General features: G+C 69.4%; 20 protein-coding genes. 15 read left to right on the top strand and 5 right to left on the bottom strand.

Going from position 1 to position 19,056, the window contains the following annotated elements; genetic code table 11:
• Positions 1-151: 151 nt before the first annotated feature.
• Positions 152-457, top strand: coding sequence for a hypothetical protein (locus tag U4E84_RS13375; RefSeq protein WP_322532598.1), 306 nt, complete (start codon positions 152-154; stop codon positions 455-457).
• A 446-nt stretch (positions 458-903) separates the two neighbouring features.
• On the opposite strand, the gene U4E84_RS13370 is transcribed toward U4E84_RS13375, so the two are convergent.
• From U4E84_RS13370 to U4E84_RS13355, 4 genes are read right to left on the bottom strand one after another with little or no spacing between them, the layout of a single operon-like run.
• A complete protein-coding gene (locus U4E84_RS13370; RefSeq protein WP_322532597.1) occupies positions 904-1,257 on the bottom strand; it encodes an AzlD domain-containing protein in 354 nt (117 codons plus the stop codon).
• Positions 1,254-1,943 (bottom strand): AzlC family ABC transporter permease, encoded by a 690-nt coding sequence (locus U4E84_RS13365; protein WP_322532596.1) that lies wholly within the window; start codon positions 1,941-1,943, stop codon positions 1,254-1,256. The genes U4E84_RS13370 and U4E84_RS13365 overlap by 4 nt, the downstream gene beginning before the upstream one ends.
• A 2-nt stretch (positions 1,944-1,945) precedes the next feature.
• Positions 1,946-2,791 (bottom strand): TrmJ/YjtD family RNA methyltransferase, encoded by an 846-nt coding sequence (locus tag U4E84_RS13360; RefSeq protein WP_322532595.1) that lies wholly within the window; start codon positions 2,789-2,791, stop codon positions 1,946-1,948.
• A complete protein-coding gene (locus U4E84_RS13355; protein WP_322532594.1) occupies positions 2,788-3,381 on the bottom strand; it encodes a hypothetical protein in 594 nt (197 codons plus the stop codon). Before U4E84_RS13355 ends, U4E84_RS13360 begins: the two co-directional genes overlap by 4 nt.
• A 116-nt stretch (positions 3,382-3,497) precedes the next feature.
• Between U4E84_RS13355 and U4E84_RS13350 the strand changes: the two genes are divergently transcribed.
• A complete protein-coding gene (locus U4E84_RS13350) occupies positions 3,498-4,037 on the top strand; it encodes a DUF192 domain-containing protein (RefSeq protein ID WP_322532593.1) in 540 nt (179 codons plus the stop codon).
• A 98-nt stretch (positions 4,038-4,135) separates the two neighbouring features.
• Here U4E84_RS13350 and U4E84_RS13345 read toward each other — a convergent pair whose 3' ends face one another.
• Positions 4,136-5,149, bottom strand: coding sequence for a lysylphosphatidylglycerol synthase transmembrane domain-containing protein (locus U4E84_RS13345; RefSeq protein WP_322532592.1), 1,014 nt, complete (start codon positions 5,147-5,149; stop codon positions 4,136-4,138).
• 103 nt (positions 5,150-5,252) lie between these two features.
• Here U4E84_RS13345 and U4E84_RS13340 point away from each other — a divergent pair, with 103 nt between their 5' ends.
• The 13 genes from U4E84_RS13340 to U4E84_RS13280 all read left to right on the top strand — a co-directional run.
• Positions 5,253-6,122 carry a hypothetical protein gene (locus U4E84_RS13340; RefSeq protein WP_322532591.1) on the top strand — a complete coding sequence of 290 codons (870 nt, stop codon included), beginning with the start codon at positions 5,253-5,255 and terminating at the stop codon, positions 6,120-6,122.
• A 49-nt stretch (positions 6,123-6,171) separates the two neighbouring features.
• Positions 6,172-7,167: a glycosyltransferase family 4 protein gene (locus U4E84_RS13335; RefSeq protein WP_322532590.1), complete on the top strand. Its 996-nt coding sequence runs from the start codon at positions 6,172-6,174 to the stop codon at positions 7,165-7,167.
• Positions 7,168-7,264: 97 nt separating this feature from the next.
• Entirely contained in the window at positions 7,265-8,041 is a 777-nt protein-coding gene (gene proC / locus U4E84_RS13330; RefSeq protein ID WP_322532589.1) for a pyrroline-5-carboxylate reductase, read from the top strand.
• Positions 8,031-8,918 (top strand): glutamate 5-kinase, encoded by an 888-nt coding sequence (gene proB, locus U4E84_RS13325; RefSeq protein WP_322532588.1) that lies wholly within the window; start codon positions 8,031-8,033, stop codon positions 8,916-8,918. The genes proC and proB overlap by 11 nt, the downstream gene beginning before the upstream one ends.
• On the top strand, positions 8,911-10,248 hold the full coding sequence (locus tag U4E84_RS13320) for a glutamate-5-semialdehyde dehydrogenase (RefSeq protein ID WP_322532587.1): 1,338 nt from the start codon (positions 8,911-8,913) through the stop codon (positions 10,246-10,248). Before proB ends, U4E84_RS13320 begins: the two co-directional genes overlap by 8 nt.
• A 196-nt stretch (positions 10,249-10,444) precedes the next feature.
• On the top strand, positions 10,445-11,278 hold the full coding sequence (locus tag U4E84_RS13315; protein WP_322532586.1) for an MBL fold metallo-hydrolase: 834 nt from the start codon (positions 10,445-10,447) through the stop codon (positions 11,276-11,278).
• Between the two features lie 106 nt (positions 11,279-11,384).
• On the top strand, positions 11,385-12,878 hold the full coding sequence (locus U4E84_RS13310; protein WP_322532585.1) for a hypothetical protein: 1,494 nt from the start codon (positions 11,385-11,387) through the stop codon (positions 12,876-12,878).
• A 111-nt stretch (positions 12,879-12,989) separates the two neighbouring features.
• The gene (locus U4E84_RS13305) at positions 12,990-13,895 is read left to right on the top strand and encodes a hypothetical protein (protein ID WP_322532584.1); all 906 of its coding nucleotides are present in this window, start codon (positions 12,990-12,992) and stop codon (positions 13,893-13,895) included.
• A 515-nt stretch (positions 13,896-14,410) separates the two neighbouring features.
• Positions 14,411-14,791, top strand: a complete 381-nt coding sequence (locus tag U4E84_RS13300; protein WP_322532583.1) for a DUF5805 domain-containing protein — start codon at positions 14,411-14,413, stop codon at positions 14,789-14,791.
• Positions 14,784-15,818, top strand: a complete 1,035-nt coding sequence (locus tag U4E84_RS13295; protein ID WP_322532582.1) for a tyrosine-type recombinase/integrase — start codon at positions 14,784-14,786, stop codon at positions 15,816-15,818. Before U4E84_RS13300 ends, U4E84_RS13295 begins: the two co-directional genes overlap by 8 nt.
• Before the next feature lie 184 nt (positions 15,819-16,002).
• Positions 16,003-16,998: a HEAT repeat domain-containing protein gene (locus U4E84_RS13290; protein WP_322532581.1), complete on the top strand. Its 996-nt coding sequence runs from the start codon at positions 16,003-16,005 to the stop codon at positions 16,996-16,998.
• Positions 16,999-17,089: 91 nt separating this feature from the next.
• A complete protein-coding gene (locus tag U4E84_RS13285) occupies positions 17,090-18,244 on the top strand; it encodes an ABC transporter substrate-binding protein (RefSeq protein ID WP_322532580.1) in 1,155 nt (384 codons plus the stop codon).
• Positions 18,244-19,056, top strand: an 813-nt coding sequence (locus U4E84_RS13280; protein WP_322532579.1) for an NAD(P)/FAD-dependent oxidoreductase, incomplete at its 3' end; no start/stop codon positions are given. The genes U4E84_RS13285 and U4E84_RS13280, both read left to right, overlap by 1 nt.

Genomic DNA, 19,056 nt, shown 5'->3' with positions numbered 1-19,056 from the left:
GAGAAGCTCGACGAACTCGGCATCGACGTCGGCCCCGGCACCGGCGTCTCCGCCGGCGACTCCGCCGCCCCCGCCGACGACTGAGGACGGTCGCCGTCCGCCGCTCGGTTCCGCGTTTATTTTTAAGTGGTCAGCGTCGGTAGCGTCGGCCATGGCCCACGACCCGCTCTCGCCCGCCCAAGCCCTCCGCACGCGAATCGGGACGGCCGTCGGTGGAATCGCGCTCCTGTTCCTCCTCTATTCGGTGCTGATCGTCGGACGACTCCTGTTCGGCGTCCTCGTCGCGTTCGGACTCACCGTCGGCCTGTATCTCGCCTATCGGACGTTCGCCGCGCTCGACGCCCTCGCGGACGCGGCCCAGCGGATCGCCGCGACCCGCGAGCGCGAAGTCGAGCGGGAGTCCCGGGTCGGGTCCGCGGCAGAGCGCGACGACCGGCTCACCGAGCGCGAGCGGTAGCGGTCGGACGGCGCGCGTTTTACGCTGAGAGCCACAGATCCCGGGTCCCATGACTGTCCGCCCTATCGCGACCATCGGCGTCGCGCTCACGACGCTCCTCGTCGTCGCCGCCGTCTTCACCGAGGCGCTCTCGCCCCGTATCGAGTTTTCCGCGCTCGTCGGGCTCCCGATCGGACTCGCGGCCGGGAACGTCGCGGGCGCGGTGGTCCGAATGCGCCTCTGGCGCTCACCGAGCGCCCGCCCGGCCCTGCTCGGGATCGCCGCGTTCGGCTACGCGCTCCTCGCCGCCGCCGCGCTCTCGTACGCCGTCCCGCCGGCGCGTGGGCTCGCGAGCGTCGCGACCGCAGTGCCGCTCCCGCGGCCTGTGAGGTCGCGGTCGCCCTCCTGGCGCGGCGGTACGCGGATCGGATCCGCTGAAAGCGACCGACCGCGGCCGAACCACCCTCTCACGCGAAGACGACGAACCGGAACAGCCAGAGGGCGCCCATGCCGACCGCGATGGTCGCGAACACGTTCTCGGTCCGCCACGCGACCGCGCCGGCCACGGCGCCCGCGATGAGCCGCTCGTCGAGCAGGGTCGCGGCGACCGAGGGGCGAAGGGTGACGAGGTCGGGGAGGACGAGTGCGGCGAGCACCGCGGGCGGGACGTACCGCAGGGGGCGCTGAACCCGCGCGGGAACCTCGTCTATCCGCCCGAACAGGTGGATGAAGGAGAGTCGGAACCCGTACGTCGCGACCCCGATGAGGAGGACGGCGACCCAGACGCGGACCGCGTCGCCGAGGGGGAGAACGCTCGTCACCGTTCGACCGCCTCCGTCACCAGCCCGACGACGATGCCCGAGACGGCCCCGACGAGCAGTCCGAGGTTGAGCGGGAGGCCGGCCGCGACGACCGCGACCGCGCCGGCCGCGACGCCCGCGGCGGTGGTCGGCCGGTCCTTCATTGCGGGGACGAGCAGCGCGAGGAACACGAGCGGCACCGCGAAGGTGAGCCCCCACGCGTCGGGGACGCCAGCGCCGACGACGACGCCGACCACGGTGCCGACCTGCCAGACGATCCACAGCGACGCGCCCGCGCCGACGTAGTAGCGCCACCGGCTTCGGTCGTCGTTCTCCGCGAACTCGGCGACCGAGAGCGCGTACGCCTGGTCGGTGAGCAGGTACGCGAGCCCCGCGCGGACCCGACGACCGTACGCCGCGAAGTGGGGCGCGATGGAGGCCGAGTACATCACCATCCGGAGGTTGATGACCGCGGCCGTGCCGACCACGACGGCGAGCGGCGCGTCCGACCCGAGCAGGTCGAGCGCGGCGAGCTGGGAGGCCCCGGCGAACACGATCACGGACATCCCCACCGCCTCCGCGAGCCCGAGCCCGGCCTCGACGGCGGCGATGCCGGCGACCAGCGCGAACGGGACGATCCCCAAAAGCAGCGGCGAGACGTCTCGCACGCCGGCGCGGACGTCCCCGTCGAGAGCGGATCCGCGCACGGCTATCGCTCCCGTGGGTACACCGGCTCGTCGTACTTGGCGGCGAGGTGGTCGGCGTGGTCGAGCTTCGCGTTCGCCTTCCGGAACGTGCCGAGGAGCGAGTGGACCTCGCGTTCGGTCGGGTGCGCGCGCCCGAGTAGCCGGCGCATCAGCAGCGCGTTCTTCTCGCGGACGTGCTCGCGCTGGCCGGTCGCCGCGAGGAACTCGCCGAAGAACTCGTGGAACCGCTCGACGTCGGATTCGGGCGCTCGCGTGACCGCCGTGTCCGGGAGCTGCGTCTCCCGGACCGTGAGCTCTCTGAGCTCGTACAGCAGGACGGTGGCGGCCTGTCCGAGGTTGAGCACGGGGTAGTCGTCGCTCGCGGGGATCGAGCACACCTCGTCGAGCCGCGAGAGCTCGTCGTTGTTGAGCCCGCGCCCCTCGCGGCCGAACACGATCGCGGTCCGCGCGTCGACGGCCGCCAGCGACTCCCGCAGCTCGGCCGGCGTCTTGAACGGGAACCGCTCGTGGCTCCGGTCGTCCTCGCCGGTGATCGCGGTCGTACCGACGGTGTGGTAGCGCTCGACGACCTCTTCGAAGGCGACCTTGTCGGCGTTCGGGAGCACGTCCTCGCGGGCGTGGCCGGCGAAGCCGTACGCCTCGCCGTCCTCTTTCAGCTCCGGCGGATCGACCAGCTTGAGGTCGGAGAGCCCGAAGTTCTTCATCGCCCGGGCGATCGTGCCGACGTTGCCGGGCGTCTCCGGCTCGACGACGACCACGACCGGCTTCCGGGGAGTCGACCGAGATCGATCGTCGCTATCGCCGTGACCGTCGCCCTCGGCACTCGGACTCTCGCCCTCTCCCCTCATCGGTTCGACGGGTAATCGGTCGAGAGGTCGACGCCTTCGAGGTCGTCCTCACTCAACTCGTCTTCCGGATCCGTTTCGTCGTTCTCCGCTCCGGCGAGCGCGCGGATGTCGATCCGCTCGCCCTCGAACCCCTGCTCGACGCGCTCCTGGATCTCCTGCTGGTCTGGCAGGTCCGGCAGCCCTTCCGGGTCCTCGTCGACGTGCTCGACCGAGCCGTACCCGTCCGGGGCCCCGTTGCCGGCCGCGACCCACTCGTGGAAGCGGTCGCCGAACTCCAGGCTGCCGGCGTGGTCGCTGCCGCCCTCCTCGCGGAACCAGTAGATCAGGTCGGGCTCGTGTTCGGGACAGAGCAGCACCTCGCCGTTGGGCTCCCCGTAGACGATCCGGGCCTGGTTGCACCGGTGGACCTCCGCCTCGCCGTACTCGAGGTAGCAGACGTCGCACGGCTCCTCGACGAGCGCGACGAGCCTGACGAGCCGCTCTCGGGGCTCCTCGGGGATCTCGTCGAGGGGCTTCAGCTCCTCGTCGTCGGTGAAGATCTCGTCCTCATCGAACCGCCACCCGCGGAGGCCGATGCTCACTTTCGCCATGCGCGAGGGTAGACGCGGCGAGGGTAAAAGCGCGTCCTTCCCGGCCCGAGCGCGCCGGTACGGTGGCGAACGGCGCGTTCGCGAGGCCTTTACGGGAGCGACCCGTACCGCAGCCGATGCGACGCCGAGAGCTGTTGACCGCGGTCGGCGGCGGTTCGATCGGAACGCTCGCCGGCTGCGTCGGCGGCGGGCCGGTCGCGAGCGAGGACGACGGTGGGGGAGACGCCGCGGAAGCCGACGACTGGCCGGCCGGCCCCTACGCCGACTACGAGTCGACGCGGGTGGAGGCCCGGGCCGCCGACGGCGACGCGCTCGGGGCGGTGACCGCGGCGGTCGCGCGGACCCGGGACGAACGGACGCTCGGCCTGAGCGACGCCGAGGCGCTCCCCGAGGACGCCGGGATGCTGTTCGTGTACGAGGCGTCCCGAGAGGGCATGACCTTCGTCATGCGGGAGATGGACTTCGGGATCGACATCGTCTACGCCGACGCCGACCGGGAGATAACGCGGATCCACAACGCGCCCGAACCCGGCCCGGACGAGGACGGGAGCGAGCAGCGGTACCCCGGCTCCGGGCAGTACGTCCTCGAGGTCCCCTACGAGTGGACCGACCGCAACGGGGTCGACGTCGGGGACTCGCTGGCGTTCGAGCTGTAGGCGGTCATCGTCGGGGGACGTTCTGCTCGCGCGCGGGTCACAGGAGGCCCGTCCGGTCCGGTCTCACCCTGCACCCGCGCCGCCGGAAGGCGATCCGCTCACCGCACCGCGTCGATCCCGAGCGCCGAGACGGAGAGGCCGCCGATCAGGACCGGCATCCAGTAGACGGCGCCGCGGAACACCAGCACGGCCGCGGTGACGGCCGACGCCGCGACGCCCGTGGTCGGGACGAGCAGCGCGACGAACGCCGCCTCGATCCCCCCGAGTCCCCCGGGCAGCGGCGTGGCGCCGGCGACGTACGCCAGCGGAACCACGAACAGCGGTACCACGGGTGACACCTCGTGACCGACGGCCGCGAACGCGGCCGTGAGCGCGGCCGCCTGAAACGTCCACCCGGCGAGCGAGAGCCCGACCGCGGCCGCGAGACGCCGCGGACTCGTGCCGACGCGCTCGATGTCGTCGAAGAAGCGCCGGAGCCGGGCCGCGAGCGTCTCCTCGACGGCGGCGGCGTCGAACCGTCGCAGCCGCCCCAGGATTCCGCCGACCGCCGGCGGGATCCGCTCGACGAGGGTCCGCCGGTACCGCCAGCCGAGTCCGATAGCCGTCACGATCGACGCGATCAGCGCGACCGCGACGCCGACGGCGACCCCCAGCCGCTCGCCGACGGCAGCCGTGGCCGCGTACGCGCCGACGCCGAGGAAGACCAGGGAGATCGAGGGGACGACGTTGAGCACGTCGACGCTGGCGATCCCGACGAGCCCGGTCTCGTAGCGCGACCCGGACACCTTCGCGATGAGCGCGGCGGCGACGGGCTCGCCGCCGGCCTGCCCGAAGGGCGTGACGTTGTTCGCGAAGACGGCGCCGGCGTACACGAGAAACGAGGTCGAGACCGAGAGGTCGACCTCGAGCGAGCCGAGGACCGTCCTGAGCATGAGGCTCCACGCGACCAGCCAGCAGAGCGCGAGCCCGAACGTCGCGGCGACCAGCGCCGGATCGGCCGCACGCAGGGTGTCGACCACGCGGTCCGCCCCGACCACCACGAAGAGGGCGGCGAGGATCCCGATCGCCGCGACGCCGCCGATCACTAGCCCGCGACGACGGGTCCCGTCCATACGGGGCCTGCGTCGCTGACGAACTTGAAACGACTGATCGGACCGCCGCTCGCCCGAGCACCGTCAAGAATACAACCGTCGGTCGGATACGGTAGCGCAACCTATGGACGACCAGCGGTTCCTGGAGTCGGAGTGGGACTACTGTCTGGTCCTCGACGCGTGTCGCTACGACGTGTTCGAGGACGTGTACGACGAGTACCTCGACGGCGACCTCGAGAAGCGCTGGAGCGTCGGATCGTCGACGCCGGAGTGGGCCTACCGGACGTTCACCGGCGATCACGACATCGCCTACTTCTCCGGGAACCCCTTCATCAACGACCTGGGAATCCCGCTGAACGAGCTGAAGTGGGGCGCGAGCTGCGACTACGAGTGGACCGCGTCGGAGCACATCAGCGACATCCACGACGTCTGGAAGACCGGCTGGGACGACGACCTCGGCACGGTCCCGCCCGAGAGCCTCGCGGAAGCGTACCGGAACAACCCCGAGGCCGTCGAGCGCGCCGACCGCACGGTGCTCCACTACATGCAGCCGCACGCCCCCTACCTCTCGCGCGGCAAGGGCCAGAAGCTCAAACAGATCCAGAAGGGGATCAAACGCCAGGACGAAGAGGGGGCCGGAGACGACGAAACGAACGACGACGGCGGGCTCCTCTCGTCGCTGAGCGACACCGTCCGGCCGAAGATCGAGCGCCGACTGGACGACAGCGAGTTCGCTCAGAAGGCGGGGCTCTGGCTGGAGCTCGACCCGACCGACCTCGTGACGGACGGCACGCGCGTCACCGCGCTCCGGCTCTACGAGGAGAACCTCCGGATCGCCCTCGAGTCCGTGGCGGAGCTCGTCGACGAGCTCGACGGGACCGTCGTCGTCACCGCCGACCACGGCGAGGCGTTCGGCGAGGAGGGCGTGTGGGAACACCACATCGAGACGCACATCCCGCCGCTGATGGAGGTCCCGTGGCTGGAAGTCGAGTGAGCGACTGGGCGCCGCCGACCGCCCGCACCGCCGCGACCGCACGCCCGCGATGAAGGTCAGCCACTACTTCGAGTTCGAGGACCACGTCACGGGCGGCATCAAGGAGTCGGTCGTCCACCAGCGGAAGATGCTCGACCGCGAGTCTATCGCGTACACGACCGAGCCGACCCTCGACGCCGACGTGCTCCACTGCAACCTGATGGGGCCGCGCTCGGTGTGGTACGCGAGGCGCGCGCGCGACCGCGGCGTGCCGGTCGTCGCGCACACCCACGTCACCGCCGAGGATTTCGGCGACAGCTTCCGGTTCACCAACGCGCTCGCGAGGCCGCTCAGGCCCTACCTCGCCCGCGCGTACGGGCTCGCCGACGCGCTCGTCTGCCCCTCCGAGTACAACCGCGGCGTGATCGCGGGGTACGCCGACGCCCCGACGACCGTGATCTCGAACGGCGTCGACCGCGAGAAGCTGGCGGGCTTCGAGTCGCTGGAGGCGGAGTACCGCGAGCGGTACGACCTGGAGCCGCCGACCGTCTTCCTCGTCGGCCACGTGATCAAGCGGAAGGGGCTGGCGACGTTCGTCGACCTCGCCCGCGAGCTGCCCGACGTCGACTTCGCGTGGTTCGGTCCGCTCGACCTGTCGCTGAAGGGCCGCGAGACGACCCGCCTCATCGAGGAGTCGCCCGACAACTGCACGTTCACGGGCTTCGTCGACGACGTGCGCGGCGCGTTCGCCGCGGGCGACGTGTTCCTGTTCCCGACCCACGAGGAGAACGAGGGGATCGCGCTGTTGGAGGCGATGACCGCCGGGAAGGCCGTCGTCGTCCGCGACATCGAGACGTTCTCGTGGCTCGACGACGGCGAGGACTGCCTCAAGGTCGATCCCGCGACCGCCGACTCGGAGACCGCGGCGTTCGTGGACGCGATACGCCGGCTGGCCGACCCCGCGCTCCGCGAGCGGCTCGGGTCGAACGCGGCCGCCCGCAGCGAGGCGTTCTCGCTCGACGCGATCGCCGAGCGATACCGGTCGCTGTACGAGCGGCTGGTCTGACGTCGGTCTGTCCCACATTCAACGGTTTCGCTCACTCGCCGGGAGTCTTGTCCAAACCGCAGTTGGTATGTCCGTGAGTCCACTCCGTGCAGGTAACATGACACGCGTGAGCGTCATCGGCTGCGGAAACATGGGGGGTGCCCTGCTGCGCGGCCTCGCGAGAACCGACTCGTATCACCTGACGGCGATCGACCTCGACCCCGACGCGCTCGCGGCCGTCGAGGACGTCGTCGACGTGACGACCGACGACGCGGCCGCGGCGAAGGACGCCGACATCGTCGTCCTCGCCGTGAAGCCGGACATCGCCGAGCACGTCCTCGCCGACCTCGACCTGAGCGCCGACCAGCAGCTCGTGACGCTGGCCGCGGGGCTCCCCCGCGGGTTCGTCGCGGAGCGGACCGCGGCGAGCGTGGTCCGGATCATGCCGAACCTCGCGGCCGAGACCGGCGACATGGCCGCCGCGGCGACGAACGCGGGGCTCACCGACGAGGTCCGGGCCATGCTCGACGACGCCGGCGAGTTCGTCGAGGTCGACGAGTCGCTGATGGACATCTCGACCGCGGTCAACGGCAGCGGGCCCGCCTTCGCCTTCTACCTCATCGACGCGGTGAAGCGGGCCGGGATCGACGGCGGGCTCGACCCCGAGCAGGCCGAGACGCTCGCGGCCCAGACGTTCAAGGGCGCGGCCGAGACCGTCCTCCGGGACGACCGGACCGTCGACGAGCTCATCGACGCGGTCTGCTCGCCGAACGGGACGACGATAGAGGGGATGGAAGTGCTCTGGGACAGCGCCGCCGACGAGGCGGTGATCGAGGCCGTCGCGGCGGCCGAGCGGCGCTCCCGGGAGCTCGCCGAGGCGTTCGATGACGAGTGAGCGCGCCGCCGTCGGAGCCCTGGACCCCGACGCGGTCGACCGCGCGCGGACCGCGGCCGCCGAGGCCGACCGTGTGGTGGTGAAGGCCGGCACCAACTCGCTGACCGACGAGGACTCGCGGCTCGACCGCGTGAAGCTCGACAAGCTCGTCGCCGACGTGATGGACCTCCGGCGGCGCGGCAAGGAGGTCGTCCTCGTCTCGTCGGGCGCCGTCGGCGCCGGGATCGGCCGGCTCGGCAACGGCGGCTCCGCCGCGGTCGACGTCGACATCGAGCGCGGAAGCGACGTGATCGACGAGCGCCAGGCGCTGTCGACGGTCGGCCAAAGCCTCCTGATGCGCCACTACACGCAGAGCTTCGACCGGTACGAACAGCCGGTCGCGCAGATCCTCGTCACCGGCGCCGACCTCGACGCGCCCGAACGGTTCGACAACTTCACGAGCACCGTCGAGACCCTGCTGGAGTGGGGCGTCGTCCCGGTCATCAACGAGAACGACGCGGTCGCGACCGACGAGCTGCGGATCGGCGACAACGACATGCTGTCGGCGTCGGCCGCGCTCGCGCTCGACGTCGACCTCCTCGTTACGCTCACCGACGTCGACGGCGTGTACACCGGGAACCCGAAGCGCGACTCGGACGCGACCCTCATCGAGGCCGTGGGTGCGAACTACGACGCCGTCCGGGAGCTCGTCGGCGACAGCACCACCTCCGACTTCGGCGGGATCCAAACGAAGGTGGAGGGCGCCCGCGACGCGGCCGAGAGCGGCATGCCCGCAGTCATCGCCGGCTCCGCCACCCGGGACGTGCTCGATCGGATCGCAGCCGGTAAGCCGACGGGCACGCTATTCGTGCCGACAGCGGGTGAGACGAATGAGTGAGACGACGGACATCGAACGCGACACGGACGAACTGGTCGAGGGGTCACAGCACGCCGCCCTGCGGCTCGCCAACGCCGACGAGGCGACCCGGAACGACGCGCTCCGGTCGATCGCCGACGCGCTCCGCGCGAACGAAGCCGACATCCTCGAGGCGAACGCGCGGGACGTCGATGCGGCCGAAGAGATGTTAGCGCGCGGCGAGTACGCGCAGGCGCTCGTCGACCGGCTGAAGCTCGACGCCGCGAAGCTGGAGGACGTCGCCGAGATGGTCGAGTCGGTCGCAGCGCAGGAGGACCCCCTCGGCCGGACGCTCGCGGCCCGCGAGCTCGACGAGGGGCTGGAGCTGTTCCGGGTGTCGGTGCCGATCGGCGTGGTCGCGACGGTGTTCGAGTCGCGGCCGGACGCGCTCGTCCAGATCGCAGCGCTCGCGCTGAAGTCCGGCAACGCCGTCATCCTCAAGGGCGGCAGCGAGGCGAGCGAGTCGAACCGCGTCCTCCACCGGGTGATCCGCGAGGCGACCGCGGACCTCCCCGACGGCTGGGCGGGGCTCGTCGAGGCCCACGAGGAGGTCGACCGCCTCCTCGAACGCGACGACGCGGTCGACCTGGTGATGCCGCGGGGCTCCTCGGAGTTCGTCTCGTACATCCAGGACAACACCCAGATCCCCGTGCTCGGTCACACGGAGGGGATCTGTCACGTGTACGTCGACGACGACGCCGACCTGGAGATGGCTTCCGACGTCGCCTTCGACGCGAAGGTCCAGTACCCGGCGGTGTGTAACGCGGTCGAGACGCTGCTCGTGAACGAGTCCGTCGCGCCCGAGTTCCTCCCAGACCTCGTCGAGCGCTACGAGGACGCGGGGGTCGAACTCCGGGGCGACGCCGCCACGCGCGAGATCGTCGACGTCGGCGCGGCGACCGACGACGACTGGGACACGGAGTACGGCGACCTCGAACTGTCGATCAAGCTGGTCGGCGACGTGTACGAAGCGGTCGAGCACGTCAACGCGCACGGCTCGAAACACACGGAGTCGATCGTCACGGAGGACCGGTCGGCCGCCGATGCGTTCATGACCGGCATCGACGCGGCGAGCGTGTTCCACAACGCCTCGACCCGCTTCGCCGACGGCTACCGCTACGGGCTCGGCGCCGAGGTCGGAATCTCGACCGGGAAAATTCACGCGCGCGGCCCGGTCGGACTGGAGGGGCTCACCACGTACAAGTACTACCTGGAGGGCGACGGCCACCTCGTCGCCAGCTACAGCGGCGAGGACGCGCTCCCGTTCACGCACCGGGAGCTCGACGCCGAGTGGCAGTTCGGCCGCAGATAGACGCCTTCCGCGCCGCCGTTCTTCGATTCGTCGTGTCGCGTTTCCCTCACTGGTCGGGCTTCACGCTCGACCATCATTTCGTATAGCGACATACGATACATTTGGCTGGCCTCGGACAGAATACTGTCGCTCCCAACGGGTCAGTATCTCGGCGCACTCCGGAATTATTACCCCACGCGCCCGCACAGCGTGGGACATGGCCGACTCCGACTGGGACGACTGGCTGCCGCGCGCGGTCGCGGACGCCGACCCCGACACCGTGGCGCTGTGGTACCTGGGCTGTAACGGCTTCGCGATCAAGGGCAGCGAGGGGACCGTTCTCTGGATCGACCCGTACGTCGGGACGGGCGACCCGCCCCGAACGGTCCGGATGATTCCGATTCCGTTCGACCCGGACGACGTCGACGTCGCGGACGCGGTGCTCGCGACCCACGAGCACACCGACCACGTCCACGGACCCTCGCAGGCGCCGATCCTCGCGAACACCGATGCCGACTTCGTCGCGCCTGACGACTCGCTCGCGGTCGCGCGCGAGGAGGAGCGCTGGACCGAGCGGTGGGACGTCGACAGCGAGGCCTTCTTGGAGGTGACCGAGGGCGACGAGCTGAAGGTCGGCGAGTTCACCGTCCACGTCGTCGAAACGCACGACACGGACGCCACGCATCCGGTCGGGTACGTGATCGAGCACGACGCCGGCACCGTGTTCCACGCCGGCGACAGCAAGCCCTCGCAGTCGTTCCCCGCGCTCGCCGACGAGTTCGAGATCGACCTCGGGATCCTCGCGTTCGGCTCGGTTGGCATGGTCCCCGACGGGGAGACCGGCGAACCGGTCCGCACAAAGTGGTACAGCGACGAGAACGAGATCGCGAAGGCGGCCAACGACCTCGAACTCGACCGGCTCGTGCCGACGCACTGGGACATGTGGAAGGGGCTGACCGCGGACCCGACGTCGCTCCACGAGCACGTGCGGAGCTTCGAGCATCCCGACCGGCTGGAGATCGTCGAGATCGGCGACCGGATCGATCTCTAAGCGGTTCGACACCGGCTGTCGAGAGCGCTCTTCTCTCGCCTCGGTGGTTATCAACGCCGAAACCCGGCCCGTGGAATTTAAGCCCCTGCTCCGGGAGGGACTCGGTATGAGCGAACGGACGGCAGAAGCGACGACGACCGTCGACGAGGACGGTATTCGCGTCGAGAAGTCCTTCACCGACGACGCGTTCCCGGTGCCCGCGGTGACCTACGAGCTCTCCTCGACCCGCGAGGACCCCGTGCGCGTGCGCATCGTCGACCGGATCCCGGAGTCGTTCCCGATGGACCGAATCGGGTTCCACCCGGAGTACGAGAGCGAGAACTGGACCGCGTACAAGGACCACCGCGTCGAGTTCGAGCGCGTGATCGACCCGGACGACGCCATCGAGACGGTGTTCGGGATCCGCGACGACGACCCGGACCTCGACGGGTTCCTCGGCACGCCCGTCATCGAACACGTCCCGGTGGGCGAGGAGATCGAGGACGTCCTCGGCACCGGCGACACCGACGCGGTGAGAGAGGTCCTCTCGGGCGACCGCGCGACGCTCCCCGGCATGGAGGAGCCGACCGCCGAGGCGGACGACGACGGAACGGCCGTGGGGGACGCGTCCGACGAGTCCGACGGCTCGGAGGCCCCCGAACCGAGAACCGTCTCCGCGAACGGCACCGCGGCGGTCTCGGCTCGTGACGCCGAGCCTGCGGCGGCAGGCGACTCGGAATCGCCGCCGGACCCAGCGGAGGAGAGCGAGGCCGCGGAACCCGACGATGAGACTGAAGGTCGTGGGCCCGCCACCCTCTCGGCTCCCGCCACGTCGCCCGAGGGGGGACTCGCGGCCGCGCTGGCCGCCGAGATCCGCGCCGGCGAGGTCGCGGACGAGGACCTCGAGACCATCGGCGAGGAGCTCGACGTCGGCGTTCCGCGGAGCGTCGACGTCCGCATCAGTCGCCTCCAGTCGAGCGTCGCCGACATCGAGGCGTACGCCGACGCGCTCGCGGAGTTCATCGACAGCGAGGGGACCGCACGGGAGCTCCTCGACGACCTCGACGAGACGGTCGAGAGCGTCGAATCCGAGGTGAGCGCGCTCGAGGACCGCGTCGACGCAGCCGACGCAGACCGCGACGACCTGCGCGAGGAGGTGACGCAGGTGGACGACTCCGTCGACGCAGTCACCGAGCGCGTGGACGCCGCCGACGAGCGCGTGGACGGCGTGGAAGCGACTATCGCGACCGTCGAGGGGTCTGTCGACGCGGTCTCCGGGGACGTGTCGCGGCTCGACGAGGAGACGACCGCGCTCGAGGAGGCGGTCGACGACCTCGGAGACGACGTCGAAACGCTGTACGAGGGGGTCGACGACGCGTCCGCGCGAGCCGAGGCGGCGGACGCCCGCGTCGACGACCTCGAGTCCCGGCTCGGGCGCTTCGACGAGGAGTTCGACGACCTGTGGGGCGACCTCGCGGAGGTCGACACCCGGCTGACGGAGATCGAGGACCGGCTCGGCGAGGACCTCGACGACGTCGAGGCGGAGATCGAAGCCATCAACGACCACCTAGCGGAACTCGAAGCGTTCCGGAAGCGGCTCAACGAGGCGTTCGGGCCGTAACGACGGGGCTCCGATCGAAATTTTCTCCGAGCCGGCCATGGTGGGTGCGACCTCCGCTCCCGGCCGACGGAAAGCGCAACCCGTTTTAGCCGCGGCGTCCGACTGCGGGTAATGAGCGAACCGGTTCCGGTCGCCGTCCCGCGGAAAGGTCGGCCCCTCGAAGCGGTCCTCGAGCGGATCGCGGCCGTCGGCGGCAACGGTCGGCTGGATCGGCTCGCGGACAGCGTGAGCAACATCCTCCGCTACGAGAAGGCGATCACGAAAGACCGCGTCGAAGCCGACGACGGCCCCTACGATCGACTGGCCGAGTACTCCGACCCGGACGATCCGGCCGAGCCGGAGTTCACGCTGCTGCGCGACGACCGCGACGGCAAGCCCCGTCGGATCGTCTTCGACGCCGCAACTGTCGACATCGGCGACGTCAGGCTGAAGCTCGTCGGCCGCGAGGAGCCGTTCCGCGCCCTCCGCACCCACGAGTTCGCCCTCGGATTCGACTCGGCGGACCTCGTCCTCGAGGAGGTCGTGGGAATCCGGTCAGAGGGGCTCGGCGAGATAGCCGACGTCAACGAGCGGATCGATCCCGTCGACACCGACGTCCGCGTCGTCAACGGGCTCGGGGACACCGTCTATCACACGCTGATGGCCCGACCGGAGCGGCTCGAGCCGGGGACCGACCTCGACCGCACGTTCCTCGCAGCGTACGAGGGGACGCTCTGTATCTCGCCTCGGTACGAACGGCTGGTCACCGCGGTGCTGGGAACGGACGCCCTCGACGGCGTCGAGTTCGTCTACCCGAACCCCGACGAGGAGGAGGAGGCGGGCATCGCTCGAACCGGAGTCGGCGTCTACCTCACTGTCACCGGGTCCACGGCCCGCGATCACGGCCTCGTCGTCGGAGAACACCTCTTCCCCAGCGAGACCGTTTTGATGCGGAACGTAGCCGAACGCGACCCGACGGTGGAGCGCGCGATAACCGCCCTCGACGTCGACGACGCGGCCTCCGAGATCCGAGTCTGACCCCCTGCAGTTTCTATCGCGACATACGATATATCCGTTGGGCGTGCGACGCGCTACTGCGACGGATCGGTTTCGTAGACACGAGAAGCGGCTCTCACAGCGAGCGAGCCGCCAGTAGAGCGCTTTGGAAACGCGAGCGGAAAAGGAGGGAGACCATCTCGGGGGACGGCGAGTCGGCCCGCAGCGACTTCAGGGGTCGATTGAGGGTGACACTCTCAGTAGACACGAGACACTGCAAGACGCACGCGATCGAGACGTTCGAGGACGTTCGGGAGTCGACGAGTCCGGACGTCCGCTCGATCGGGATCGAGCCGCTAGTTGTGACCGTTCACAGACGACTGTTTTGATTTATTCCTATCCCATTTTCTAGTACTATCGTACCAAAGGAGCGGCCGAGAATTTCGGATATTTCATATATGCCGACGCAAATAGAGTGCTAAAACTCAGTATAAGTGACCTTATCCGGGAATCTGGGATAGATTGAAGTCGCCCGCGGAAGAAGGCGAAATCGAACGATGAGCGACGACCGGCGAGCGGTGAAGACGTACGTCCCCGCCGATCAAAAGGATCGGTGGCGGGACCACGCGGACGAGCTCGGGATGTCACAGAGCGAGTTCGTCAGGACGATGGTACAGGCCGGAAGACGGGGGTTCTCGACGGCACGCTCGAAAATGCCCGTCGAACCCGATCCTGCCGGGTCTGACCCCAGGGGTGACGGCCTCGAAACGCAGGTGGAAGCGGCCCTCGCCGACGGGCCGCTCTCCTGGGAGGGGCTCGTCGACGCGATGGTCGGCGACTTCGAGGATCGATTAGAGGAGACGCTCGACGCGTTACAAGACCGCAACCGGGTCCGGTACAACGGACGGAAGGGCGGGTACACTCTCACCGATGAGTAGCGCGCGAGCGCCGGAAGAGGTCGACGACCCGGTCGGCTACTTCATCGAGGATCTCACGTACCACGGGAAGACGGAGCGAACCCGCGAGTCCTACGAGCGCGTCCTTCGCCGCTTCGAGGCGTTTCTCGACGCGGGGACGACGCCGGCGTCGGCGACGCACCGCGACTGCATGGCGTTCGTCCACTCGCTGCGCGGCGACGCCGCCGACAGCACGATCGCGACGTACGCCGCCTACCTCCACCGATTTTACGGGTACATGACCGAGGTCGGCGTCTTCGAGGGGAATCCGATGACGCTCGTGATGGAGGAGATGGACGAGACGGTGGACAAGGACCCCGCCAGACGCGATATTTCCATCCCGGCGATGCGCGAGTTCGTCGCCAGGATCCGCCATCCGCTCCACAGAGCCCTCGTGGTGACGCTGCTCAAGACCGGGATGCGTGTCGGCGAGTGCTGTAACCTGGATCTCCGCGACCTCGCCGTCGACGACCACGAGCTCCGGGACGCGTACGCGCTCGGCACTCGCCCGGTTCTCGAGGATCGTCCGAATTCGCTGTACGTGACGCCTGACGCGGCCGTTGGAGACGATCTGAACGGCGAGATCAGAACGGCGGCGAACAAGCGGAAACGGGGGACCGTGATTCCGATCGACGACGAACTGGCGCGGACGCTGAAGCGGTGGCTCGCGGTTCGACCGGACAGCCCCTCGCCGGCTGAGCCGCTGTTCGTCGGGACGGCGGAGGGGTGGGGAGAGCGGCTCGATCCGGAAGCGGTGCGACACGTCGTCGAGCGGTACGCCCGAGAAGCGGGCTGGTACCGGACGGGCGGCGGCGCCGCGGAGAACGTCACCCCGCACTACTTCCGGCACTTCTTCACGACGCACTTACGCGACAGAACCGGCGACCGCGGCGTGGTCAAGTACCTTCGCGGCGACGTCGCCGACGACGTCATCGACACCTACACGCACAACTGGGGCGACCAAGTCCGAGAGACGTACGAGGCGCACATCTACAGACTGGTGGCGTAGCCACGGATCCCGTATTCCGTCGTCTTCTGAACGACTGTATGGTGTCGCGATGCGATCTGGTAAATGATATGTCGCTATATCGAATCTGCCAGCGATCGCGTGCGATCGCGAACCGCGCTATCGCGACGTTCGCGGGTCGAACCACCGGATTGAAGCCGCTGGTCGGAGAAGCTGTCTCGCCGACATGACACCGTCCTCGCCTGACCGTCTGGTCGCTCTCCTCACCGAAGACGCCACAGCGGAGGCGGTGGCGTGGCTGGACGGCCTCGAAACGGCGGACGCGGAGACGCGTCGGCGCGCCCTCCGACAGGCCCGGAGCCACGCCGCGGAGCGCCCCGACCGGTTCGACGGACTGGCCGACTCGCTCGCACCGTTTCTGACCGACACGAACCGCGCGGTCCGGCTGACGACGGCGAAGCTGTTCGTCGCGCTCGCGCGGGCGGAGCCGTCGGTGACCCGGCCGGCCGTCGCCGCGCTCGCCGATCGGCTCGCCGACGACGGAGAGTTCTACTACGTTCGGGCGCGGTGCGCCGAGGCGCTCGGCTACGTCGCGCTCGAACACCCCGAGACGGTGGGTGACCCGGAGACGCTGGCCGACCTCCGGATCGGCCTCTCGTTCGACGAGCCGGAAGTCAAACCGAAGCTGGCGAAGGCGCTGGAGTGCGTCGCCCTGGGCGACCCGAGTCGACTCCGTCACCAGGTCGGGTCGCTGGCCGAACACCTCGACGACGACGACGAGCTGGTTCGGTACCACCTGTGTACGGCGCTCGCGGCGGTGGGCTGTGCACACCCCGCGAAGCTCGCCGCCGGTCGCGACGCACTCGCGGCTCGCCTCTCGGACCCGGACGAGGACCCCCGCGTTCGCGGCCGGGCCGCCGAGGCGCTGGGACTGCTGTGTCGCGCCGCCGACGAGGCCGCCACCGTGCCTGACGAGGTCGGTGGGAAGGCGGGTGAGGCAGAGGAGTTCCTCGCCCCGCGACTCGCGTTTCTCCGAGCCGCGCGGACCGGCTCTTCGACCGACCGTACCACAGGCGTGGGGACGCTCGGATCACTCCGGGATGGCTCCCAAGGGGCGGTGGACGAGATGACCACGCCGGAGGGGGACGAGTGTCCGGGCTGCGGACTGTCGCTCCCGGACGACGGCCCGCCGACCTGCCCGCGATGCGGTTCGCCGTACTGAGCTCCTTGATTCGGCCGGCCTAAAAATCGACACGTTTTAAAGTCTTTAGGCGAGCCTAAATCCTATGACGTACGATGGCGCTCGATCGGACATGACACGGCGTGACTCACTCAAGTACGGCGGCCTCGTCGTCGGTACCGGGATTCTCTCCGGGTGTGCGGGATCCGACGGCGACTCGACGTCGGGGACGACCGACGAGGAATCGAACGAGTCGGCGACCGACGACGAGGGCGCTGACGACTCCTATTCGGTCGAGATGGCGCCCGTCGGGGAGCTCTCTTTCGACGCGCCCCCGGAACGCGTGACGGCGTACTTCCCCGGGTACACCGACATGTGCGTCGCTCTCGGCGTCGAAGATTCGCTGGTGGCGATGGCGGAAAACTCCCGGTTCCACAGCCACCACTTCGAGGAACTCGACGGCGTCGACGCCGTAGACGTTCCGGACATCGTCGACGACGACGGCATCGACAAGGAGATCTTCTACGAACTCGACAGCGACCTCCACCTGATCGATCCCGAGTGGTTGGTCAACAACGGCTTCTTCGGGCTGGATCGCGACGACGTCGAGGAGATCCGCGAGAACGTCGCCCCGTTCTTCGGGAACACGGTGTTCAGGCGCACCGACAGCTGGCACGACTACCGCTACTACACCCTGTACGAGACGTTCGCGAAGGTCGCGGAGGTGTACCAGCGCGAGGAGCGCTACGAGGCGTTCGAGGCGTTCCACGACGAGTACGTCGCCGAGGTGGAGTCCCGGCTCCCGCCGGTCGACGACCGTCCGACCGCGCTCCTGACCTACGGTGCGGGCGACGAGCCCGAGGAGTTCTCTCCCTATCGGCTCTCCGATCGCGGAACGAACAACAAGCAGTGGCACGACCTCGGCGTCGAGGACGCGCTCGCCGGAACGGGCATCGACGGGCTCTCGACGAGCGATCGGGGGACCATCGACTACGAGACGATGCTGGACGTCGACCCCGACGCGATCCTCGTCCGAAGCGACACGATCCGCACCGCCGACGAGTTCGAGGAGACGGTGCTCGCGTACATGCGCGACCACGACGTCGCGAGCGAACTCACCGCCGTTCAGGAGGGTCGCGTCGTCCGGGGCGGCCCGATCTACCAGGGGCCGCTCGTCCACCTGTTCACGCTGGAAGCCGGCGCGCAGGACCTGTATCCCGAGGAGTTCGGCGACGAACAGCTGTTCGACCGCGACCGCGTCGCGGCGATCGTCTCGGGCGAGTTCTGATGGCTCCAACCGAGTGGGACGTCGCGGTCGTCGGCGGGGGTCCGGCGGGCTGCTCCGCAGGGGTGTTCACCTCGCGAGACGGGCTCGACACCGTCGTCTTCGACCGCGGTCGGTCGTCGATCAAACGGTGTGCACACTTGGAGAACTACCTCGGATTCCCCGCCGGGATCGACGTCGACACGTTCTACGGACTGATGCACGACCACGCCGAGGCGGCCGGGTGCGCGATCGTCGACGACCTCGTGGAGTCTGTCACCGAAACGACCGACGGGCGGTTCCGCGTCGAGCCGCAGGAGGGCGACCCGGTCACCGCCGAGCGCGTCGTCGCCGCCACGCGCTACGACGCCGAGTACCTCCGGGACCTCGACGACGGCGGCGCGATGTTCGAGACGTACGAACACGACGGCGAGGAACACGAGCGGTTCGACCGCGAGTACCCGGACCGCGACGGGACGACCCCGATCGACGGCCTCTACGTCGCCTCTCCGTCCGACGAAGCTGACACGCAGGCGATCATGGCGGCCGGGCGGGGCGCGCGTGTCGCACACCGCGTCGTCGCCGACGCCCGCGTCGACGACGGCTGGTGGGACGAGGTCGCCGAGGGCGTCGACTGGATGCGTCGCGAGGCGAGCCTCGACGAGGAGTGGGCGGACCGCGAGCGGTGGACCGAGTGGTTCGACGAGTACTACGGCGACGACGCCCCGATTGACCCCGACTCGGAGCGGTTCGAGCGGGTCCGTGAGACCTACATCGACGAGCAGCTATCCACGTACCTTTCGCCGGAGGCCATCCACGAACGGTCGCACGCGGGT

This window comes from Halorubrum sp. AD140 (assembly GCF_034497445.1).
In the GTDB taxonomy this organism is placed as follows: Archaea; Halobacteriota; Halobacteria; order Halobacteriales; family Haloferacaceae; genus Halorubrum.
Note: the sequence above shows the minus strand (reverse complement) of the source record. Positions and strands in the feature narration are given on the sequence as shown.

Coding starts and splice junctions, on each gene's coding strand:
- U4E84_RS13285 (WP_322532580.1), top strand. CDS start 17,090: ATGACACGGCGTGACTCACTCAAGTACGGCGGCCTCGTCGTCGGTACC.
- U4E84_RS13345 (WP_322532592.1), bottom strand. CDS start 5,149: ATGGACGGGACCCGTCGTCGCGGGCTAGTGATCGGCGGCGTCGCGGCG.
- proB (WP_322532588.1), top strand. CDS start 8,031: ATGACGAGTGAGCGCGCCGCCGTCGGAGCCCTGGACCCCGACGCGGTC.
- U4E84_RS13355 (WP_322532594.1), bottom strand. CDS start 3,381: ATGGCGAAAGTGAGCATCGGCCTCCGCGGGTGGCGGTTCGATGAGGAC.
- U4E84_RS13315 (WP_322532586.1), top strand. CDS start 10,445: ATGGCCGACTCCGACTGGGACGACTGGCTGCCGCGCGCGGTCGCGGAC.
- U4E84_RS13320 (WP_322532587.1), top strand. CDS start 8,911: ATGAGTGAGACGACGGACATCGAACGCGACACGGACGAACTGGTCGAG.
- U4E84_RS13290 (WP_322532581.1), top strand. CDS start 16,003: ATGACACCGTCCTCGCCTGACCGTCTGGTCGCTCTCCTCACCGAAGAC.
- U4E84_RS13350 (WP_322532593.1), top strand. CDS start 3,498: ATGCGACGCCGAGAGCTGTTGACCGCGGTCGGCGGCGGTTCGATCGGA.
- U4E84_RS13360 (WP_322532595.1), bottom strand. CDS start 2,791: ATGAGGGGAGAGGGCGAGAGTCCGAGTGCCGAGGGCGACGGTCACGGC.
- U4E84_RS13300 (WP_322532583.1), top strand. CDS start 14,411: ATGAGCGACGACCGGCGAGCGGTGAAGACGTACGTCCCCGCCGATCAA.
- proC (WP_322532589.1), top strand. CDS start 7,265: ATGACACGCGTGAGCGTCATCGGCTGCGGAAACATGGGGGGTGCCCTG.
- U4E84_RS13310 (WP_322532585.1), top strand. CDS start 11,385: ATGAGCGAACGGACGGCAGAAGCGACGACGACCGTCGACGAGGACGGT.
- U4E84_RS13305 (WP_322532584.1), top strand. CDS start 12,990: ATGAGCGAACCGGTTCCGGTCGCCGTCCCGCGGAAAGGTCGGCCCCTC.
- U4E84_RS13295 (WP_322532582.1), top strand. CDS start 14,784: ATGAGTAGCGCGCGAGCGCCGGAAGAGGTCGACGACCCGGTCGGCTAC.
- U4E84_RS13340 (WP_322532591.1), top strand. CDS start 5,253: ATGGACGACCAGCGGTTCCTGGAGTCGGAGTGGGACTACTGTCTGGTC.
- U4E84_RS13375 (WP_322532598.1), top strand. CDS start 152: ATGGCCCACGACCCGCTCTCGCCCGCCCAAGCCCTCCGCACGCGAATC.
- U4E84_RS13335 (WP_322532590.1), top strand. CDS start 6,172: ATGAAGGTCAGCCACTACTTCGAGTTCGAGGACCACGTCACGGGCGGC.